The sequence below is a fragment of the Haloarcula quadrata genome (assembly GCF_003634715.1).
Classification (GTDB): Archaea; Halobacteriota; Halobacteria; order Halobacteriales; family Haloarculaceae; genus Haloarcula; species Haloarcula marismortui.
The window spans coordinates 1-18,550 of record NZ_RBWW01000003.1; the positions used below are offsets into that span (position 1 = coordinate 1).

The following is an 18,550-nucleotide window of genomic DNA, read 5'->3' on the forward strand; positions in this document are numbered from 1 at the left end:
GGGGTCATGAGACCCCCAGAACTCTGTTCTCCGTCAGCATCCTCGTGACTGTCACCGTTTGCGTCCGGCACGCTGGGCGTCGCTGTGTCTTCGTCGTCTTCCTCGCCGCCCTGGAAGCCAAGTGCATCGCCGGGGGAGTCTGCCTCGGCGATTTCCTCGGCGGAGGGCTGGATATAGCCGTGTTTCTTTGCCACCCGGTTTTTCCGCTGTTCATATTGGCGGTAGAATTTCTCCCGTCCGCTGTGGGTGAACGGCTTATCACCTTCCGGGTGCCCGGGTGGGATACCGAGGGACTTGACCGAGAACGGCGGTGGCACATCCGCACCGAACTCCGGTTCTGGCAGGTCGGCAATCCACTCTCCGCCACTCAAGAGACTCACCTTGTTCTTGATCGCTTCTTTGTCCCGATCTCCGTGAACGAGTGATTCGATGATGCGTTGGCCGGGTTCGATCTGGCCGATGATTTTCGACTGGACGTTGGTGATGATCTCGTTGTAGGTCTCGGCGTCTGAGTGCTTGCGGACTTGCTCGGGGAACTGCATGACCATCCCCAGCGACAGCCCGAACTCCCGGCCTTCGGGGATGAGCGTGTTCGTGACCAGTTCTGTTGAGACGATAGGGGCGGCTTCTTCGATGATGAGACTTGCTGTGTTGTCGATAGTCTCGTGAGATTTCCGATCGTTGTACCGGGATTTCACCGCGCTCCAGAGCGCCGACAGGATGTACATCGAGAACGCACGCTGGGACTCATCACCGACGAATCCGCCGGTGTCGAACAGGACGACCTTGTTGCTATCCAGCAATTCTCGGAAGTCCAGTGCCGTGTACGGCGGCTCTGGATTTTCTTTGTTGTCGCTTTCTTTCGCCTCTTCGTATTCCGCTTGCGTGACTCTGTTGAACTTGTACTCCCCCTTGTCGTCGTCCCACGCTGGATTCTGGTTGAACAGCCGGTAGAGGTTGATGTCTTCTTGGAGGTCGTCAAGCCGGTTGATGACGGCCTGCATCGTGTTCTTGAAGTCCTGCTCGGCATTGTTGAGCTGGTTCGTCAGGATGTTTCTGACCTGGGGCTGGTGTGAGACACGGGGCACTGTCTGGTCGGAGTACATCTCGACGGCCGTGTTGTACAGATCATCGAGCGTGAAACTGTCTGCCCCGTGACGGGCGTCGAACTGGGACTTGATGAGCGCTCCCAGCACACTCTTGGCGACGTAGGCAGTTTCGTAGTTGTCGTCGATCATCTGCATGATGAGGTGGAACTCGTCCACTTTCTGTTGAATCGCGTTGTCGCGGTTCATCCCCTCATACAGATGCGGTCGAATGTCGAAGAATGGGATTGCGGGGAGTACCTTCGGGACCTCAAATATCTGTACGTCGCGGAGGTCGCCAAACTTGGCGGCGTGGCACTTCGCGTAATTTTCGATCATGTCCCCGCTCTTGGGGTCGACGACGATGACCGGGCCGTCGACGTTCTCATACAGGGACAGCCCCATTCCGATGGTGTTGATCGTCTTCCCCGAGCCCGATGAGCCGACTTTCAGCCAGTGGTTCGTGAGTTTGTTCACGGGGATACTCGTCGGTTCATCTTCGGGGACGCCATCTTCGTCGAAGGCGTAGCCGATATCCATCCCACCAGTGAGCTTGTGGTGGATTTCTGGACGCGGCCGGCGGAGGTGGGTGGCGTCTTCGTCGGTCGTGCCGGCAGACCGATAGGCATCGCCGCCGAGTTCTTCGCCACTCGGGATTGTGATGAAGTCGCTGAGTTCATCAGCGTTCAGGATGAGTTCGGGTCGCTTTTTCGGGTCGTTCCAGAGGTTGAATTTGGTGAGCCACCCGCGCCGGTCTTCGCGGGTGACAAGATCGTGGGCAAGGAAGTTCTCTGCGACTTCGCGGGCGGTGAGGTCTGTGCCGCTAGCGCCACTTTTGGGTGCTCTCTCGCCAACGACGTGGTAGTACACGCCATCGAGGGGGTCAAACAGTGGTTTGAGTTCGCCAACGGCTTCTTCAGCGGCGGCGCTATCGCCGTCGACTAGAGGGACTGGGCTCTCAGGGTCCGTAGTAAACTCGTCGTGGGGGAGCAGTGACAGCGCACGCACGTTTGCGTTGAACGTTTTCTTCGGGCGCTTGTTTTCGATGAGTTTGATGCGGCGGTATTCGTAGGCTTTGAGGTCACGATCTTCGTCGGGTTCGTAGCCATTGAGGACGTACTTTTCGAGCCACGGTTGGTCGAAGTCGCCGCTGCGAATGTTTCGCTTGCGTTGTTGGGCGGCATCGCTCCAGTCGTCGCGGGCTTGGAAGACGACTTGGTAGGCGGTTGGAACAGCGGCGTTTTCGAGCGTTTCAAAGAGGGTTTCGACGGTTTCGGGGGATTCGATATCGGCATCTTCGTTGCCGCCGTCTTCGTATTCTGGATTGGATTCGGTCGCTGTTTTGAGCGTGGTCATCCAGTCGCCGATGGTTTCTTCCTGTCCGTACCAGCGGGTAGCTTTCGGGACCATGTACTTCGCGTCTGGCCGGGCGTAGATGTACTCACCATTCGGTCCGACGGCGGGTTGGTCAAGCGTCGGGTCTGCGACAGGAGGAAGCGTCTGCTTGTCGTCGGCGTCGCCGTACTCACTGTCGTCGTCTTCGCCGATGTGGGGGAGCAGTGCTGTTGCTGGGTCGACGAGGGCGGTACCTGAGACTTCTTCGTAGTCGAATTCGATGGGGATTTTCTCTTCGTCGTTGTTGTTTTTGACACTGGACATCCCGATTCTGGCGCTCCCGTCAGTGTCTCCCCCGGCTCCAAACTCTTCGCCGTCGGTGAACAGACTTCCAGTGTCGTCGTCTTCAGGCTGGTCGTCTTCGTTCTGCTCGTCTTCGCCCTGTTCATCCTCTACCTGTTCGTCTTCGCCCTGTTGGTCGTCGTCTTCGGCTTGCTTGTCCTCGTCCTGGTCGTCGTCTGACGGTACGGAGAGGGCTTTGCCACCGGAATCGTCGTCAGCATCTGCGGCATCTCCATGGCGGGGTGGGTAGGTCTCTGGCGGGTCCCGGTCGTCAATGTCGTCGGGGAGATACTCAGGGTCGATCCGTCGTGGGTCGAAGGGGTTGAATCCTTCTGTCTCATCAGACCCGAAGTCGTCTTTGTAGGCTTCGGGCGGCAGGTCGTCTGTGAGACCCAAGATAACTGCTTTCCTGCCGGGGTGCATTTCGTCCCAGTCGTCGGGGTCGATCTCAATTGGCTCACGCCGAAAGAACGAGACAGCCGGCTCAGACGGAACTTCTTGGAGTTCGGGGAATTCGACGGACTCAATCTCGTTGCGCCAGTTAAGTTCGTCACACACTTCTTCCGGTGAGAGGTGGAGGCGCCCGGACAGGAGGCGTGCGACGAATTCCATTTTTCAGGAACGACCTATCTTATTTTCACTCTATTGAACAGGATGTTATGGTTGCTTCGGCGAAACTGTTTCCACAGATTACTGTTTAGTATAGACTGCACTCGCAGCATACACGCACAGTCCTATGTACGACATTCACCGGCTCTCTATATCGCGCCGTTCTGCATTGCTTGTGATTACGATTGTTGGGCTTGTTGCCAGTCCAGTATCAGCCGCTACTGGGTCCGCTACTGACTCTAATACTGCTGGACAGGGAACATCGTCAGCGGTGTCCACGGTAAGTGCAAGCCAGATTACTCTCGTAAGTTCAAGCGTTGAAATAATAAATATAACTACAGATGAGCCTGAGAGCCGTGACGAGTTGCAACGCGGGGGATGGGTTGAAAATAAGACTGTGACAGTAAATGAGACTGTATTCCTGAGTGGATTGACGAATCTTCAGCCAGATGACCACGCAGTCATTGTTGATGTTCTCAACGATGACTTTGAGCGTGTTGCAACCGCAACCGCTGATCGGTGGGAAATGGACGGTGTCTGGACAGTTGAACTAAATACGACTGGGTTAGAACCGGGCAGATACACTGTCGAAGCAACAGCTGCTGGCACAACTGACCGAATTGAACTCCGAATCAGTGAGCCACTGCCACAACAGACTGTTGATAAAACTGAAACACCGATACGAACCACGGCTGAAACTGCAACTGAAAGATCCCAGATCGATAGCCCAACTCCCACGCCGACTTCAACCCCTCTTGTGACCGAAAAGCAAGCAACACAGACACCGATAGTAGGACCCTCGGAAACCCCAACTGAGGGGACCGGTGCTGGATTTGGTATGAGCACGGTACTCGCTACACTCATGCTTATGCTTCTATGGCTTCGGAAGAGCTGAGTTTATTCTGAGAGGGATCCTGTCCGCTCAACAGTAATAAGTCGGTTGAGGTGGGAATCCGGAGAGTGTTTCTTCCATCTGGTATGTCTTATGTCGCCCCCGATTTCGGAAGAGGTGTAATGGATCTGATTGAGGATATCGGCGGTAAGGTCGCGATTGTTACTGGTGCGTCTTCTGGTATTGGTGAAGCAACAGCGAAGTCACTCGCAGATGAAGGAACTCATGTTGTTCTGGCTGCTCGGCGCGAAGCCGAACTTCACGATTTGGCTGATCAGATTGAGTCAAACGGCGGGGACACACTTGTTATCCCAACTGATGTCACCAGTGAGGCAGATATTGAAGAGTTAGTTGACCAGACAGTAGCGGAGTTTGGACAAGTAGACATTCTTGTCAACAATGCTGGCGTGATGCTTCTTGAGGAAGTTCAGGATGCTGATACGGACAACTTCCAACAAATGGTTGATGTGAACCTAAGCGGACTGATGAAGCTTACTCACGCTGTTCTTCCGATTATGCAAGACCACGGTGCCGGTCATATTGTCAATATCTCCTCAGTAGCCGGTCGAAAGTCCTTCCCTGGATCAAGCGCATACAGTGCGACAAAGTTCGGCGTTAACGGCTTCTCTGAGGGACTTCGGCAAGAAGTCACTGGTGAGGACGACATCCGAGTGACCCTCATTGAACCAGGCTATGTTGATACAGAGCTCGCAGAACACATTCCTGATGAAGACCGAAAACAACAGACCAAGGAAGCGCTCGAAACGATGGAGTCACTCACATCAACGGACATTGCGCGCTCGATCACGTATGCTGTTGGCCAACCCGCCCATGTTGATGTTAACGAACTACTGATTAGACCAACTCATCAAGAGCTGTAAGTCAGTCAGCCGCCAAGCAACTATCAGCGAGTTATTCTCATCTATTAGTTTGGCACTATTTTTCGTATCTTTGTTGAGCGACCGAATTATCTCTTGATCAGGGCCGAGGTCGGCAAAGGATGCTACTTCGATAGTGTCTCGGTCAGCATCAGCTTGCATGGCCACTTGGTTGCTGTAGCGTCCCCACAGACAGCTGGGACAACGTCTGAGCGATAATTAAATTCAGGGCAGACTCAGTCGATCACATCGGGTTAGAGGAAGCGTCTACTTGGGAAGAGTGTGGAAGCCACCCAAGCAGACAGCGAGATAGAAGAAGAGCACCTGCTTAATTTTGTCGTCAATAGTCTTGACGAGGAACTTTCATTAGATCTCGGCGAGAATGTCAAGGTCACGGCAGAGACGCTCTATGAGGTCCTCGCCGGCGCCAGCGCCGGCGGGACCTCGATCAATCACGTCTGCGAAACGACTGACGACTCACCACACGCTAATACCGTCCGTGGACATCTCAGCGATCAGTTTGAACTGGATTCGGTTGAATCGGTTGGAGACACGCTGCTTCAACGAGATACGCTTGAGACACTTCCAGATCGACCGGTGGAGGTCTGCGCAGACCTCCACCTCGATCCCTACTACGGTGATGAGGACGAAACCGAGGCTCTGTACTCCTCACAGGCCAAGCGTGGAACAACGACGTTTCACGCCTATGCAACGCTCTACGTGCGCGTACGCAACAAGCGATACACGCTGGCGGTTCGCCAGCTCGTTGCTGGCGAAACCACCAGCGATGTCCTCGGTGAGTTTCTTGAACTCCTTGACGGCCTTGACCTCGGCGTCAAGGCCGTCTACCTTGATCGAGGTTTCTACAACAGCACCTGTCTCAAGCTGCTGTACGCGCACAATTACGCCTATGTGATGCCGATCGTCAAGTGGGGTGAGACGATTCAAAACAAACTCAGCAAAGGCTGGAGCCGCGAGATCGAACACGATCTCGCTGGCGAGGTGGAGTTCCCTGTGTTCATCGACTGCGTGTACCAGCAGGGACGGTACGACGAACACGGGGTGGCGCGTCACGGCTACGCCGCTGACGCGCCCTTTATCGACACGCCACGAGATGCACGAGATCACTACAGCAAGCGCTTCGGCATCGAATCAAGCTACCGATTAGCCAAGCAGAGCCTCGCTTTCACTAGTTCTCAGGATGCTGGACTACGGTTGGTAATGTTTGTAGTGAGCCTACTGCTTCAGAACAGCTGGCGATATCTCCACTGGAGGTACGTGGCGGCGCCCCGCCGTGGGGGGCGCCGCCTCTTGCAGTGGTCGTTCACGGAGTTTTGCGAAATGACGCTTCGCGCAGCTTGGACAGCACTTGGTGTCCGCAGGTCTGTTCCAGCGAATCAACCACTTGACGGCCGGTTCTTCCGGTAGCTGTCCATCGGGCCGGACGGCGGTCGTCAGTGGTGACACTGTCGCGTCGGCGGCAGTCCGCCGCCGACAGCGACGGTCCATCCCGAAAATCATGCTCACCAGCGGTTCGAAGATGCTCCACAGCTAGTTCGGTTTAGTTCACCGTAATCAAACGGGGTTACGCGGCTGTCGATGTGATCGACTGAGACTGGAATGGCAGAACGTTGAAGATGCCAGCACGCTGTTTGTGGTCGCTGTTGATGTCTTCAGTCTAATTGCTCACTAACGGCATCGTCAAGGCGCTGAGCAAGCAGATCGTCGGCATCAACAGAGCCGTCAGTGTCAATCGCATATGCTTCGCCCAGTTTCTCAACCACAACTACCTCTTCCAAAGAGTCGACAGTAACATCATCAACATTCAATTCTTCGACAATGTTGGCGATAGCTTCAAGTCGCTCGTGAGAATTGGACCGTCCATCAGCGCCATCGGCAGTGCCCGCATCAGTGGTATCAGAACCATCTGGCACCGACCCGGTTGTCTCAGTGTCAGCCGGTAAGTCCTCGTCTGTACCCGTAGCCTCTGCCTCATTGGGAGTGTTGTTTGCTTTAGGCGAGTACGTTCCGACGGGCTCGAGACGGCCAGGTGGGAACGCGTACGCGATTCCAGTTGGCGCATCGGCCAGTACAATGGGATCGTTGCCATCCCATTCAATGCCCCACTCTTCCAAGTCCTCGGGGTAGATCACAACCACGACGTTTGCCGTCGGGTCGTAGTCGGGATTATCATCAGCCACGGTGACGGCTTCGCCGTCGACTCGATATGCTTCCCAGTCCTCGGCAACCATTGGCGGGCGGTTCACCACGACGGCAACGTGTTCAGAGTCGTCTTGCTCACGGTCGACGACGGTATCGCCGATCGCAAAGTCTTCTTGTGTGTATTCTGTGCGGTCGGGATCTGAATCGTCTTGTGTTGGCGTCATGGTAGTCTGTGTTCACAACCGAGATTGCGAGCGGTCATGAGTTCGATAGAAATGCTTCACCACACCGGGTCTTGAATTGTCTGACTTCCAGCAGCGGCAGTGCTGCGGTACTGTGGTAGCCTCCTATTCCGGTGCGACGACATCCGCACATGTCGGACACTCCGCCCAGACACCCGCTGTCCCGTCGGCCTTCTCGTATTCGACCAGCGTCCATGCGGCTGTGAGAGGGTCACCACAGTTCGGGCACTGACCGATGGTCTCTGTGTTGTCAGGCATAATTGTATACCAGGGAACTCGGCGATACTGTGTGTGAGAAAATCACACCGCTTTGGACATAACCGTTTGCGTCGTCGAAAACGCAAGTCCACCTTGCCTGATGGTAGCCGGTATGACTGCCGGGACTCCAATCAGTGGTCGGAGAGAGTCCGTCTGTTTCAGTTTCACTCCGGTGGCGATACATTCTAGGTTCCGCTGGGCAAAAGAAACGATATGGGAGAAGCGATCCCTCTTGGACGCGTATGTCGGCGGTGTGGTGAACAAGTTGTGTTGGCCGTCGAAACCGAGCGGGGCGTCTATACAGATGACCTAGAAGCGCTCCTACAGACCGATCCTGGGCATAGAGCACTCATCAGAACAGAGTGTGACTGTCCAACACCGCGAACAGTCACGGTGGAGGGGACGACGGCGCCGACAAATGGCGAGTAGTCACAGACGGAGAGTCCAAGCCAGTTCTTCTCAACAGTTCGCTTCGATACCAGCCACCAGCCGCTCATCGAGGAACCGTTCCCGGAGCGCTTCATCCTCACTGATGCTTTCGAGAAGTTGCTGAACGCGCTCGGGAGAGTGCAGGAGATTATACCGATTGACGAGGGCAGTTGCAGATCGGGGGCCAACTGGTTGACCAGTGACTGCAGCATCGCGAAGCGCGAGGCGAATGACCTGTAGACCGTGACGCGAGTCAAAGCCCCACGCTGCCGCTCGCTCTTCGAGTTCGGTATCGTATGTGTCGAACCCGATGATATTGTGACACTCCCGACAGAGACAGACCCCCTGATCAGGGTCGTGCGACCAGTGATGATAGTCCAGATTCCCGCCGACGAGTGCTGAGTTACGTTCGAGAGCAGTACGTGTGCGCCGACACAGCGGACAGGTAACCTCCCAGTCCCACCCGAAAGCTGCAGTTTTTGTCGCGAACCGGTCGGTATACTCGTCGGTACGTGGTTCGCCCTTGCTGTTGGTGATCCCACTCCAGAGCCAGTCGTCCCAGAACTGCTGGACCATCGTTGTGAGTGTCGCGGGTTCGACGATCTGGAGATAGGCTGCATCAACGGCAACAGCACACCACGTCCGTAGGTCGACATCACACTGTGTGCATGCCGCATCGAAGTACGGGACGACACCTGGGAGGCCTCGTTCATACAGCGTGACTGCCTCACTACAGTTCGGACAACAGATTGCGACGGGCACATCCAGCAGTGGGGACTGTTCGTCGGCTTGTGACAACACTTGGGCACGGTCGCCATACGGTTGCTCAATCGAACGCGTACGGGTCGTCCCGTCGACGAGGTCGTCCAGAGCAGCTGTCGGTGTGGTCTGGGTCATACGCCTACATCTGCATGTCGCTCTGTCTTCGGTGTCTGATCTGGCTGGCTCAGTTGCAGGTCCTCGATAGGCTCAGTGTCGATGGTCTGCCAGCCAGCGCCGTAGCGACGCTCTTCGACCCGCCACATTGTCTCCTCGCCACGACAAGCGAGATATCGAATACGCCGCGGCTGGTCGGTGGCGTCCTGCTCAAACGAAAGGACCAGAACGGTGTGTAGGTTCTGTTCGGGGCGATCTACTGGTGGTGATTTAGTTCGTGTCATACTGTGTGTGAGAAGAGCTGGCACCAGCAAGCATTGTGCTCGGGACCGACGCCGGCGTGCTCACTGCTGACTCTCCCCGGTCTTGCTCGGATGCACGAATACAATTCGACGCAACCCAACGCAGAGAGCCGTTAGCCGGCTAGAATTTGTCCAGTCGCTGTAGCCAAACGGACGGTATCTGGGTCAGCCACGTTCCCTATCGTTTTCCCCGGTCACCACATACTCTTGGCCATGACCTTCGGGCCTACGTGGAACAATCTCCGTGACAACGTTGACGCACTCCAGTCTGGTGCAACCCTCGTTACCCCGCTGTCACGCAAAGCCTTCGGCATTGAGGATGTACAGGAACATCGCGTCCTGATTCAGTATCGGGACGACGACGAGACAATTCCACTCCAGAAAGACCAATTTGAGACGCTCTACGAGCGCGTGAGTGATGCTCGTGGCGAATTCGATGTTGACCGCCTGCCGCCAGACGCGGAACCGTACGCGACTGTCTTGTCTCTCCATCCACGCTTCGAGGTTGACGACCGGGCTGGGACATTGACTGAAAGCGATCAGTCAACGGGGTCGCCGCTAGTAGAAGCCCAAAGTGGGAGTGAGGAACTCGATGAGACCGAGCGCGAAGAGCCGGATCTGGACGTGTATGCAGACGCATTACTGCTGATTGACGCCCTCGAACGTCACGACCTGACGACGCTCGAAGCTGTCGACACGCCTGCACTCGTGAACATTTACACCCTGCTATCGGACGTCCAGCGCAATGCAAACGACCTCCGGACAGACGTTCGGAGCGTCTTGCTTGACCGACTACATCACGACCAGCCGGTTTCTGGACAGTTTGGCTCCGTCCAGCGGACTACGCGTCGGAACCGGTCGCTCAAAGACGACGAGCTGGTGTTGAACGCGTTCGAGGCCGCCGGCATCGAACGCGAGCGGTTGACGACGGTCGACTCCAGCAAAGTCGACGACGCACTTGCGGTGACCGACCTTTCCGAGACCGATGTCTACGATATCGAACCGAGCGAGTACGTTCGCAAGGCCGATGTGGACGAGCAAGAGAAAGAAACGCGCCTGCAAGGACTGAAAGACCAACTTGAGGCGACCGAGGGCGACGAAGCTGACGAACTCCGTAACGAAATCGAAGCGCTCGAAGACCGGATCGCTGAACTGACCGAGTTCCGATCGGGTCTGTCATTCCACGAGTCGTCGGCCGGTGGATAACGTAACTACCGCCTGCAACGGGTGTCTCAATCGTCGTCTGCGAGTGTCTCCGACGCGTCCTCTAGCGCTTCTATCGCGTCCTCCAACTCCTCGGAAACGTCAGCGTCGTCCACTTCCTGCTTGGCAAGTCGGGTCTGTTTGATCGCTTCCTTCACTCTGTCTGTCACTTTCACACATTATCAATCAACCATCGATCACAAAAATCTCTGGGGTCCCTTTCGGTTGAAATTTGCTTTGCGAGACGTGCCCGAACACGAGAGCCAGCCCATTCAGTGACACAGAGCGCGAGCGGTTCGGGACTGAGAGGACCCAGCCTGTCGGCTGTCGAAGCTGAGAGCTAATGTCCGCGCCCTTACTGCCAGACAGAGTGCAGACCAGTGCAATACACTGGAGTTTCGTGAGTGTCCTTACCGTACCCACTTTCGGCCTACCGCATACCCAGCACCCAACGCGAGACCAACGAGGTGTCCGATGACATCTGCGTTTCCAGTGGGAAAGAATCCAACAGACTGACCGAGCAGGTACATACCAAAGCCGAGCGGGAACAGGAGTGCCGCACCCTGCCAATACGCGCGCAGTGCCTCGTACTGAACAGGCCCATAGTCGCTCGTATCCAGTTTCAGTCCCTCTCGATGTGTGAGAGACAGGTGTGCCCCGTAGAAGCCCACAAACGCGAGTACACCGCCACTAGCACCCAACGCACTCTGTCCGGTCACGGCTGAACTGACCGTCACTGCCACCAGCGCTGCCGCGACGAAGAACCACAGCACCTCGATGCCCTCCATATGCTGCTCACTCTCGCCGGCGAACAGCCAGAGAAAGGCAATGTTTCCGAGAATATGCGTCACGTTGGGTGGGAGATCATGTGATATAATTGCCAAAACGAGCCCCGGCGATAGCGCTGGGAACGAGGCCGTCGTGAACAGCCACTGCCACTGCTCGACTGTCCAGCCGAGATAGAGTGTCCCGATCTGGAGGCCGCACCACAGCAGGATAGTCAGTATCAGTGACTGCGTGGCACGCCGCTTCCTGAACGTGAGTCGGCGGTAGAGCTCGTCAGCGAGCGGCAGCTTCGGTAGCGCCCCAAGATGCTTCATCGAGACGTTACACCCAGCCATCCGGCAGTCGCTCTCCATGGCTCTGGCCTAACTCGAGGAACGGTTCAATCTCAGCGAACCGAGGTCCTTGACTAATCTCATAGGTCTGCTCATCCAACACGATGTAGCCAGCGTCGGCCAATTTTGGGAGGTGGAGATGGATATATTCGGCGTGGATCGGCGTCCCAGTGTTTGACTCATCGGCTCGGACTTCTGTGAAGTGGACTGTCTCCGTCGGTTCCTTGGCAGCTAAGCCCGTCAAGACCCGACGGCGAGGTTTCGCTTTGAGACACTCACAGAGTGTGTCCCAAGGATTGTGTCCAGTCATGGCTACACTCCCTCCAGTGCCGCGGCCACCATCACAGCGATAATCAGCCCTGCGAGAAACGTAGCTGACAGCCACGAGAAGCCGGTTACTGCGGATAGATGATACTGCATCTCAACTACCGCTGTCGCCAGTGGGCTGGCAAGGATGACTGCAATGAACGCCCCAAGTACGTACTGCCTATCAATCTGCCCGCGCTGCCGGTTCTGGTCAGTATACGATACCCTCGCAATCGGTGTGCAGCGGTCTGCACTATCTTCGGTAGCTTCCATCGACACCTTTGCCGACAATGGCAGGGGATAAAAACCGGGACAACCGTTTTAGGTCTTCTACCGTGGGTTTATGGCTATCAAGAGGGCCCTGTATCAGCGTCAACCCATACTTCTTGCCTTTATTACCCAGGTTGTCTAACCGAATCGTATGGCGCGAGTCCCGTCGGCGTTCGCTGATGAATTCGACGCCAAAGGAGACCGGTTTTTCGCGATTGCCGAGCTGTTGTACGCCAACCCCGACCGGCAATACACCCAGCAGGAACTCGCCGAGCGATTCGACTGCTCAACGACGACGATCAGTAATCACACCGGTGAGATGAGTGAGTGGCTCGACCGTCGCGACAGCCAGACCACCTACGCCTGGGACGTCGACGTCCACGATCCAGGCCACACGGAGACCACTATGGCTGTCCAACGGTTCTATGCCGACCTCTGGAGTCTCCTGAAAAAACACTCTCGGACTGGCCCAGGAGCGTTCGCCCTTTTTGGGTTCATAATGCTTCTCACCGGTAGCGTCGTATTCTCCGTGTATGGAGCGTTCACAGTCGGTCTCCTTTCAGAGTCGGCGCTCCCGGAAAGGGCCTATCTGGGTATTGCCATCGGGTGTGTACTCACCGGCATCATTGTGACACTCTGCTCACCGTATATGGCCTGGGTAAGCGGATTCCTGTGGCCACGGCTGCCTGAGGGCCCGTTTGGGAAGGACAAATGATGATAGTCATTACGGACTGTCAAAACCCAGTCACTCCGCTTGATTAGTCCTGGCCGGGCTCGTCGGTATCAGACTCTCATACGAATGGAAAGCAGTATATGAGACCTCAGTGACATCCTCTATTACGTCGTCGAGTTCAGAGAGATTATCCAAGACTGACAACGATATACTCAACCAGTCTCTTTCCCGTCGTATATACGTTGGTTCAACGCAGACTACCCTTTAGGACGGTGTGAGGAGATCATCCATCTTTGCGAGATTCCATAGCGACCAGTGCTCGTCGAGTTGGTCTTCAAGTCCTTCAACGAACCCACTCTTTGAGAACAGTGCGAAGCACTCCTCCCGATCATCTGGCCCCCATCTAACGGTCCCTGCTTTTGCCTGCAGGTCATTGACGAGCTCCGTCCCGACTGGCTCCGATGTCCACTTGCACTCGGCGAACAGGATTCGGTTATCGTTCGGTGCGAGCCCCACAATATCGACTTCGTCTTCCCCGTACCACCACCGCCCGACCTCCGAGTACGGTTCGAATTCACCGCGTCGAATCCCCTCCCACACGGCTTCCTGACACACGTCCTCGAATGCAGTGGCGACGTGCATTGGAAGATCAGGGGCGATCGTACCGTCGTAGACGATATCCGGTGCTTCTTCGATACTGGAGCGGTTCGGCTCAACGTACCGAAACCAGAACCGAAGGAACTCGTCAGCGACGCGGTACCGCGACCGCTTCGACTTCTTTCCGGACGCTGTCACAGGGACTTCCCGATCGATCAGTCGGAGTTGCCGCAACGTCTGTAGATACTTCGATAACGGACCGGCATCGATTCCCGTCGCTCCTGAGATCTCGTTCGGCGTCGTGTGCCCCAGCGCCACCGCTTCGAGAATACTCATGTACCGCGCGGGATTCCGGAGCTCCGTCCGAAGCAAAAACTCCGGCTCGTTGTACAGTACTGCTGACGGCGATAGCACCTGTGACCGGACGTTTTCCGCGAGCGACCGTCCGTAATCGAACAGCGTGAGATACATCGGCGTCCCACCGGTAATCGCGTACGATCGAATCGCGTCCGCGATCTCGTAGTCGATGACCTCACGAGCCTGCTGAAATGAGAACGGCTGCACGTCGAGTTGCCCCGTACGACGACCATACAATGGGCTCTCATGGCCGAGTACCTCAGATTCCATCGTACTCACACTAGACCCACAGAGAACCAGCATCGAATCGGTCTCTTGTAGTTGTTCGTCGACAAATCCCTGTACGTAGGATGGGACTGAGTCGTTCCCCGAGACAAGATACGGGAACTCGTCGATCACAACCACTACCTCCTCAGAACGGAGTTTCTCCCCGAGGTAGTCGAAGGCCTCGTCCCACCCGTCGATCCGTGGAGTCCGATCGTCGAAGAACGCTGCAACTTGGTCGATGAACTTCTCGCGCTGCCGATGCTCGGCTTCCTGCGCCGCGAGAAAGTAAATATGCGGCCGATCAGTACAGAACTCCTTCAGCAACTCCGTCTTGCCGACACGTCGACGCCCGTAGACGACGAATATGTCCGAGCCAGGCGACTCAAACGCAGCTGAAAGCGCATCATGCTCCTCTCTCCGGTCATAGAAAGTCATACTTTGAATAATGATTACTACGATAATGACTTACGTGTTTTGGCGCGACGCTTCAATTTTGACTGTTGAGACGCTTCGGTTCGGCGAGAGCTACCCTCGAACTAGTGACGCGTGGCCCTCGGAAGTTTTCATGTGTATGTCTCTAAAGAGTCACATAGTCGATTCGGCGCAGATTTCGCCGGCGCAACATATTGTCCATCACTACTACGACCACGAGTGTAAACACCGGTAGCTTGTCCTCGGCATAGCTTCTGCGACCACGGTTTCGAGAGGCCTGGCGAGGACGATTCTCGCGTCACTTTGCCCGCTACTCTAGAACAACAGCTCTACGTGACCAATGACCTGCTTCCGAAGAGCGTTCTGGGAATTTTTGAGTGGGTTTACTGGAAAGTTATGGAATGCTCCGCTACACCCTCTGATTACTCGTGTCGAAGGCCGCACTTAGTTTGTCCCGCATGAACTCCCGGCGGAGTTCTCGCTTTCGCTCGTCGGTCAGATAGTCCTCGAAGACCACCTTCGCGCTTGCACTCCCCTGTTCGTCCGCGATATCTTGGACGTGGCCCAGCAGGTCCTCAGTGGTTCGTGAGTAGGCGTCGTACCAGAACCGCCGACCCATGTGTGGCTTCCGGGCGACGCCGTCGATCTCCTCGGGCACGCCGGCCCTGTCGGCGAGATCGTGGAACCAACCCGCAATCGTCGTCCCGTCGACGTGGCCGGTTTTCGAACGCTCTGACGGAAACAGGTAGCCATCGACGCGGGAGAGATGTCGACGGGCCACGTTCTCGCCGAAGACGATGGCGACGGTGCCCGGCCCGTTCTTTCGCTCGTCGAACTGGATGTAGGGGTCCTCGGCGTCGAGATGGAGCTGGTCCTGGTGCAGCGCCGCGACCTCGCCGGCCCGAAGTCCCCAGCCGGCGAGTGCAACGACAAGCATCCGGTCGCGGCTGGTGATATCGGCGTCGAACATCGCCCGGACGTGCTCGGGCTCGAGAGCGACTGGATCTGTGTCCGACGAGCGCGTCCACGAGAACCAGTCCTCCGCACCGTTGGTGGGATTGACTGTCGCCACACGGCGCTCAACAAGCCAGCCGTACCACGTTCGGATTGCATCGTGGACGCGCGCGATGGTCGACTCAGCGAACTCTCCGGACATGTAGGCGAAGGTCTCCCGGCAGCGGTCGACGGCTTCGGTCTCCGTGATGTCGCTGTCGGCGTCGACAGGCGAGAGGAGGTCGTCGGTGCCGTGTCGTTCTCGGTAGGACCGAGCGTAGCGAGCAAGCCGGTAGCGCATGGTTTCACGGGTGCTGTCCGTCCAGTCGTCCGCCGCCGCTTGCTTGGCGTCGAGATACTCCTGAAAGGACTCGCGTGTTTCGTCGTGTTCGATATCCCAGTCGTACCCGCTGGATTCGGTGTCGTAGCCCAGCGTCTGGTTCCAGAACGTGGCGAAGGTGGTGTCGTGGTACTCTTTCAGCGCGTACGTCAGCCCGCGAAAGCCGTTGTCCGAGAGCCACTGGTAGGAGGGCCGGTCAGTCTTGGGGTCATGGCCGTCCGCGCGCAGCGCCGGGACGACCACGGCTTCGTAGGCGTCGGCGAGCTGGCGCTCGGTGAGCAGCGTCCAGGGCACGTCGTCTGCGGAGTGCCACGGCTTCGTCCGCTTAATCCCGGGGGAACCCTCGTGCTTTCCGGGTTCTGAATCTGAATCAGCCGATTTCGGCATACTGAGGCAAACACATTGAAACTTGATAATTCTGTTGCTACAGCAGACTAAAATAGGACTTATGGCTCTACGGTGTCTTGGCAAATATTGCTTTAAACTGTTTTTCGCTATACGAAATCCGCATGGTGGCGCTGCGAATGCCGCCGAATCCGTGCACGAGAACCACCTCTCTCGGTGGAAGTCGGGCCAGTGTACCAGCTGACCAAGAAGTTACGACCGCTACTCAGCGGTGGTGAGTAGCGGTCGGACAGGAGAGACCGGGCAAATCAGTCGACTTTGACAGTGATGCCTCTCACGAAGGGCTACCACGGACCGGGATTTACAGCAATGCGCTCACCTCCCGGCGAAGGAATGCACGAAACCGCGGGGCCGTCACCCGCGGTTTCGTGCGAAACTCCACGACATCGATCAATGTCTGGACCAGAAAGTCCACCAGCAACCACAGATCGTACAGCAGGACCGCGAAGCCGAAGTGAAACAGTCGAACCGAGAAGTCCGTCGACGTCGTCCACGGCGCGAATTCCTTGATTTTACTGTAAGCCGTTTCGATCCCACCTCGGCGTCTGTACCGAGTGATCTGTTTCTTAGTCCAGCGCCGATCGAGACGAATCTCGTCGTTGAGGACGAGATTCGTCGCAAACGTCTGGACTTCGTCGTGATCCTCGTCGGGAGGAAGGCCGACGAGCGTCGTCTCAGCCCGTGTATTACTGACGTCGTGTTTGACTGGACCGTGAACAGCATGGTCGTCTTTGACCGTCACTTGCTTGTTCCCATCTACGTCCTCGTCCATGCGCGCGATGAACCGCTTGACGCGGTCATCGCGCGGGGCCGGGATCACGTACCGGATGTCTCGCCATTCGAGAGAAGTGAAGACGTCGGTGGCGTAGAATTCTGCATCGCCGTAGAGTCGGCGAACATTGATCCGGCACTCCTCGGTGACGTGATCGACGAGTCGGCGAACGACGTCGCCGACTCGATAGGATTTGTCCTCTCCAGAGTAGGCGTCGGGATCGTGGTAGTCGGCGTTCCCAACCGGAAGCATCGCGGCCGCGAAGTGAACGTTGTCCCCGACAACGTTCGCGGTCGCGAACTTATGACACCAGTCGTAGGATTTGTCGTCAGGGGCTCCTTGCACCCGGATCAGTTCCTCGCGATCCCCGTAGAAAGCGACGTAGGTCACGTCGATCGACAGCATAACTGGTGTCTCGAATTCCATCCGGGGCTTGGCCCGCGTCAAGACGCGGGCCGCGCCCTGGTTGACCATCTCGGTGATGTCCGTCGGAGAGAGGTCCTTGATCGCTTCCAGCAGCGTTTCACCGCTCGGGCCGTCCTCGTAGAATGGATCGTCCAAGTCGGGATCGGGATTGACGTAATCGCCATAGGTCTCGGCACCGCCGTTGGCGGCGGTGCCTGTGACCCCGAGACAGGCTTCGAGGGTGAGGAGTTCTTCGTCATCGTAGATGGGATCCTCGGGTCGATCGAACTCGAAGGCCGGCAACACGACCGTCTGAAGTTCGTCGAGGAGATCCCTGGTTTTCCGCCGAAGGAGGCGGTTGACAGTGCGCTTCGAGGAGCCTGTCGGCTCCCCGGAAGCGCGCTCTTCGTAGGGAGTGCCGATCGGACTGCCGCGTTCGGCAGCCAACTGCTGGATCTGGCGAGCAGTCGTCTCGATCGTCGACGTGAGTTCGGCGAATCGTCCAGTATCTGCTCTGGAGATCGTGCTTCTCGACGGGGGATCGCCGGACTCGAAACCGAGTTCGGTCGCGAGGTCGGGATCAGCGTCGAGCGTCCGATGGAGCCAGCCATCGGACGTGTCTTCGAGTTCCTGTAAGAGCAGAGCGGCGAACATCGCCTCGAACGGCTTCGAATCGTGCCAGTCAGGAACTGGATCGCGGCGTTCGTAGCGACTGAAATCGAGTTGCGTGACCAGGTCGGCCGCGACGGTCGTCTCGTCGACGACCGCCGCGGCCTGTTCTGTCAGCGGCAATGTCTCGATGGAGATCGGATCGATAGCTTGTAGACGCTCGTCAATCGATCGCCGGTCGCGACTGTCACCAGCAGCCGCAACCGGATCTGACCGGTTCTTTGTCACATCGGGGGACATCTCGTCCCCCTTCAGTCAGTCGATCGATGTCGAGATCCCGTGCACGGATTCTGTCATTCGTAGCTTCAGCGCATAGATTCTTTCTGACAGGA

The 18,550-nt window shown here is 56.7% G+C and carries 16 protein-coding genes; 5 read left to right on the forward strand and 11 right to left on the reverse strand.

What is annotated here, in order from left to right; genetic code table 11:
* The coding region (locus tag BDK61_RS20510) for an ATP-binding protein (RefSeq protein ID WP_148709162.1) at positions 1–3,374 on the reverse strand (3,374 nt) is incomplete at its 3' end.
* A 268-nt stretch (positions 3,375–3,642) separates the two neighbouring features.
* On the opposite strand from BDK61_RS20510, the gene BDK61_RS23095 reads away from it, so the two are divergent.
* The 3 genes from BDK61_RS23095 to BDK61_RS20530 all read left to right on the forward strand — a co-directional run bounded on the left by BDK61_RS23095 (position 3,643) and on the right by BDK61_RS20530 (position 6,569).
* Entirely contained in the window at positions 3,643–4,266 is a 624-nt protein-coding gene (locus tag BDK61_RS23095; RefSeq protein WP_148709163.1) for a hypothetical protein, read from the forward strand.
* Positions 4,267–4,385: 119 nt separating this feature from the next.
* Entirely contained in the window at positions 4,386–5,144 is a 759-nt protein-coding gene (locus BDK61_RS20525; protein WP_121304447.1) for an SDR family oxidoreductase, read from the forward strand.
* 279 nt (positions 5,145–5,423) lie between these two features.
* Positions 5,424–6,569 (forward strand): ISH3 family transposase, encoded by a 1,146-nt coding sequence (locus BDK61_RS20530; protein ID WP_121302948.1) that lies wholly within the window; start codon positions 5,424–5,426, stop codon positions 6,567–6,569.
* Between the two features lie 245 nt (positions 6,570–6,814).
* On the opposite strand, the gene BDK61_RS20540 is transcribed toward BDK61_RS20530, so the two are convergent.
* From BDK61_RS20540 to BDK61_RS23100, 4 genes are all read right to left on the reverse strand, one after another.
* On the reverse strand, positions 6,815–7,528 hold the full coding sequence (locus BDK61_RS20540) for a hypothetical protein (protein ID WP_121304449.1): 714 nt from the start codon (positions 7,526–7,528) through the stop codon (positions 6,815–6,817).
* Positions 7,529–7,651: 123 nt separating this feature from the next.
* Complete coding sequence (locus BDK61_RS23640; protein ID WP_167467406.1) at positions 7,652–7,804, reverse strand: DUF7837 family putative zinc-binding protein; 153 nt, start codon at positions 7,802–7,804, stop codon at positions 7,652–7,654.
* A gap of 459 nt (positions 7,805–8,263) precedes the next feature.
* Positions 8,264–9,130, reverse strand: a complete 867-nt coding sequence (locus tag BDK61_RS20550; protein ID WP_121304452.1) for a hypothetical protein — start codon at positions 9,128–9,130, stop codon at positions 8,264–8,266.
* The gene (locus BDK61_RS23100) at positions 9,127–9,393 is read right to left on the reverse strand and encodes a hypothetical protein (RefSeq protein WP_007190009.1); all 267 of its coding nucleotides are present in this window, start codon (positions 9,391–9,393) and stop codon (positions 9,127–9,129) included. Before BDK61_RS23100 ends, BDK61_RS20550 begins: the two co-directional genes overlap by 4 nt.
* Before the next feature lie 231 nt (positions 9,394–9,624).
* Here BDK61_RS23100 and BDK61_RS20560 point away from each other — a divergent pair, with 231 nt between their 5' ends.
* Positions 9,625–10,617, forward strand: a complete 993-nt coding sequence (locus BDK61_RS20560) for a hypothetical protein (protein WP_121304456.1) — start codon at positions 9,625–9,627, stop codon at positions 10,615–10,617.
* Between the two features lie 26 nt (positions 10,618–10,643).
* On the opposite strand, the gene BDK61_RS23645 is transcribed toward BDK61_RS20560, so the two are convergent.
* The 3 genes from BDK61_RS23645 to BDK61_RS20575 form a co-directional block, all read right to left on the reverse strand.
* The gene (locus BDK61_RS23645) at positions 10,644–10,790 is read right to left on the reverse strand and encodes a hypothetical protein (RefSeq protein WP_167467407.1); all 147 of its coding nucleotides are present in this window, start codon (positions 10,788–10,790) and stop codon (positions 10,644–10,646) included.
* A 234-nt stretch (positions 10,791–11,024) separates the two neighbouring features.
* Entirely contained in the window at positions 11,025–11,753 is a 729-nt protein-coding gene (locus BDK61_RS20565) for a rhomboid family intramembrane serine protease (protein ID WP_121304458.1), read from the reverse strand.
* 291 nt (positions 11,754–12,044) lie between these two features.
* Positions 12,045–12,311, reverse strand: a complete 267-nt coding sequence (locus BDK61_RS20575; protein ID WP_121304462.1) for a hypothetical protein — start codon at positions 12,309–12,311, stop codon at positions 12,045–12,047.
* Positions 12,312–12,459: 148 nt separating this feature from the next.
* Between BDK61_RS20575 and BDK61_RS20580 the strand changes: the two genes are divergently transcribed.
* Entirely contained in the window at positions 12,460–13,023 is a 564-nt protein-coding gene (locus BDK61_RS20580) for a helix-turn-helix domain-containing protein (protein WP_121304464.1), read from the forward strand.
* Between the two features lie 222 nt (positions 13,024–13,245).
* Here the strand turns inward: BDK61_RS20580 and BDK61_RS20585 are convergent, their stop codons facing one another.
* The 3 genes from BDK61_RS20585 to BDK61_RS20595 all read right to left on the reverse strand — a co-directional run bounded on the left by BDK61_RS20585 (position 13,246) and on the right by BDK61_RS20595 (position 18,446).
* A complete protein-coding gene (locus BDK61_RS20585) occupies positions 13,246–14,637 on the reverse strand; it encodes an ATP-binding protein (RefSeq protein ID WP_121304466.1) in 1,392 nt (463 codons plus the stop codon).
* A gap of 406 nt (positions 14,638–15,043) precedes the next feature.
* Positions 15,044–16,354, reverse strand: coding sequence for a tyrosine-type recombinase/integrase (locus tag BDK61_RS20590; RefSeq protein ID WP_121304468.1), 1,311 nt, complete (start codon positions 16,352–16,354; stop codon positions 15,044–15,046).
* Positions 16,355–16,673: 319 nt separating this feature from the next.
* The gene (locus BDK61_RS20595) at positions 16,674–18,446 is read right to left on the reverse strand and encodes a transposase (protein ID WP_244209698.1); all 1,773 of its coding nucleotides are present in this window, start codon (positions 18,444–18,446) and stop codon (positions 16,674–16,676) included.
* Between the last annotated feature and the right edge of the window lie 104 nt (positions 18,447–18,550).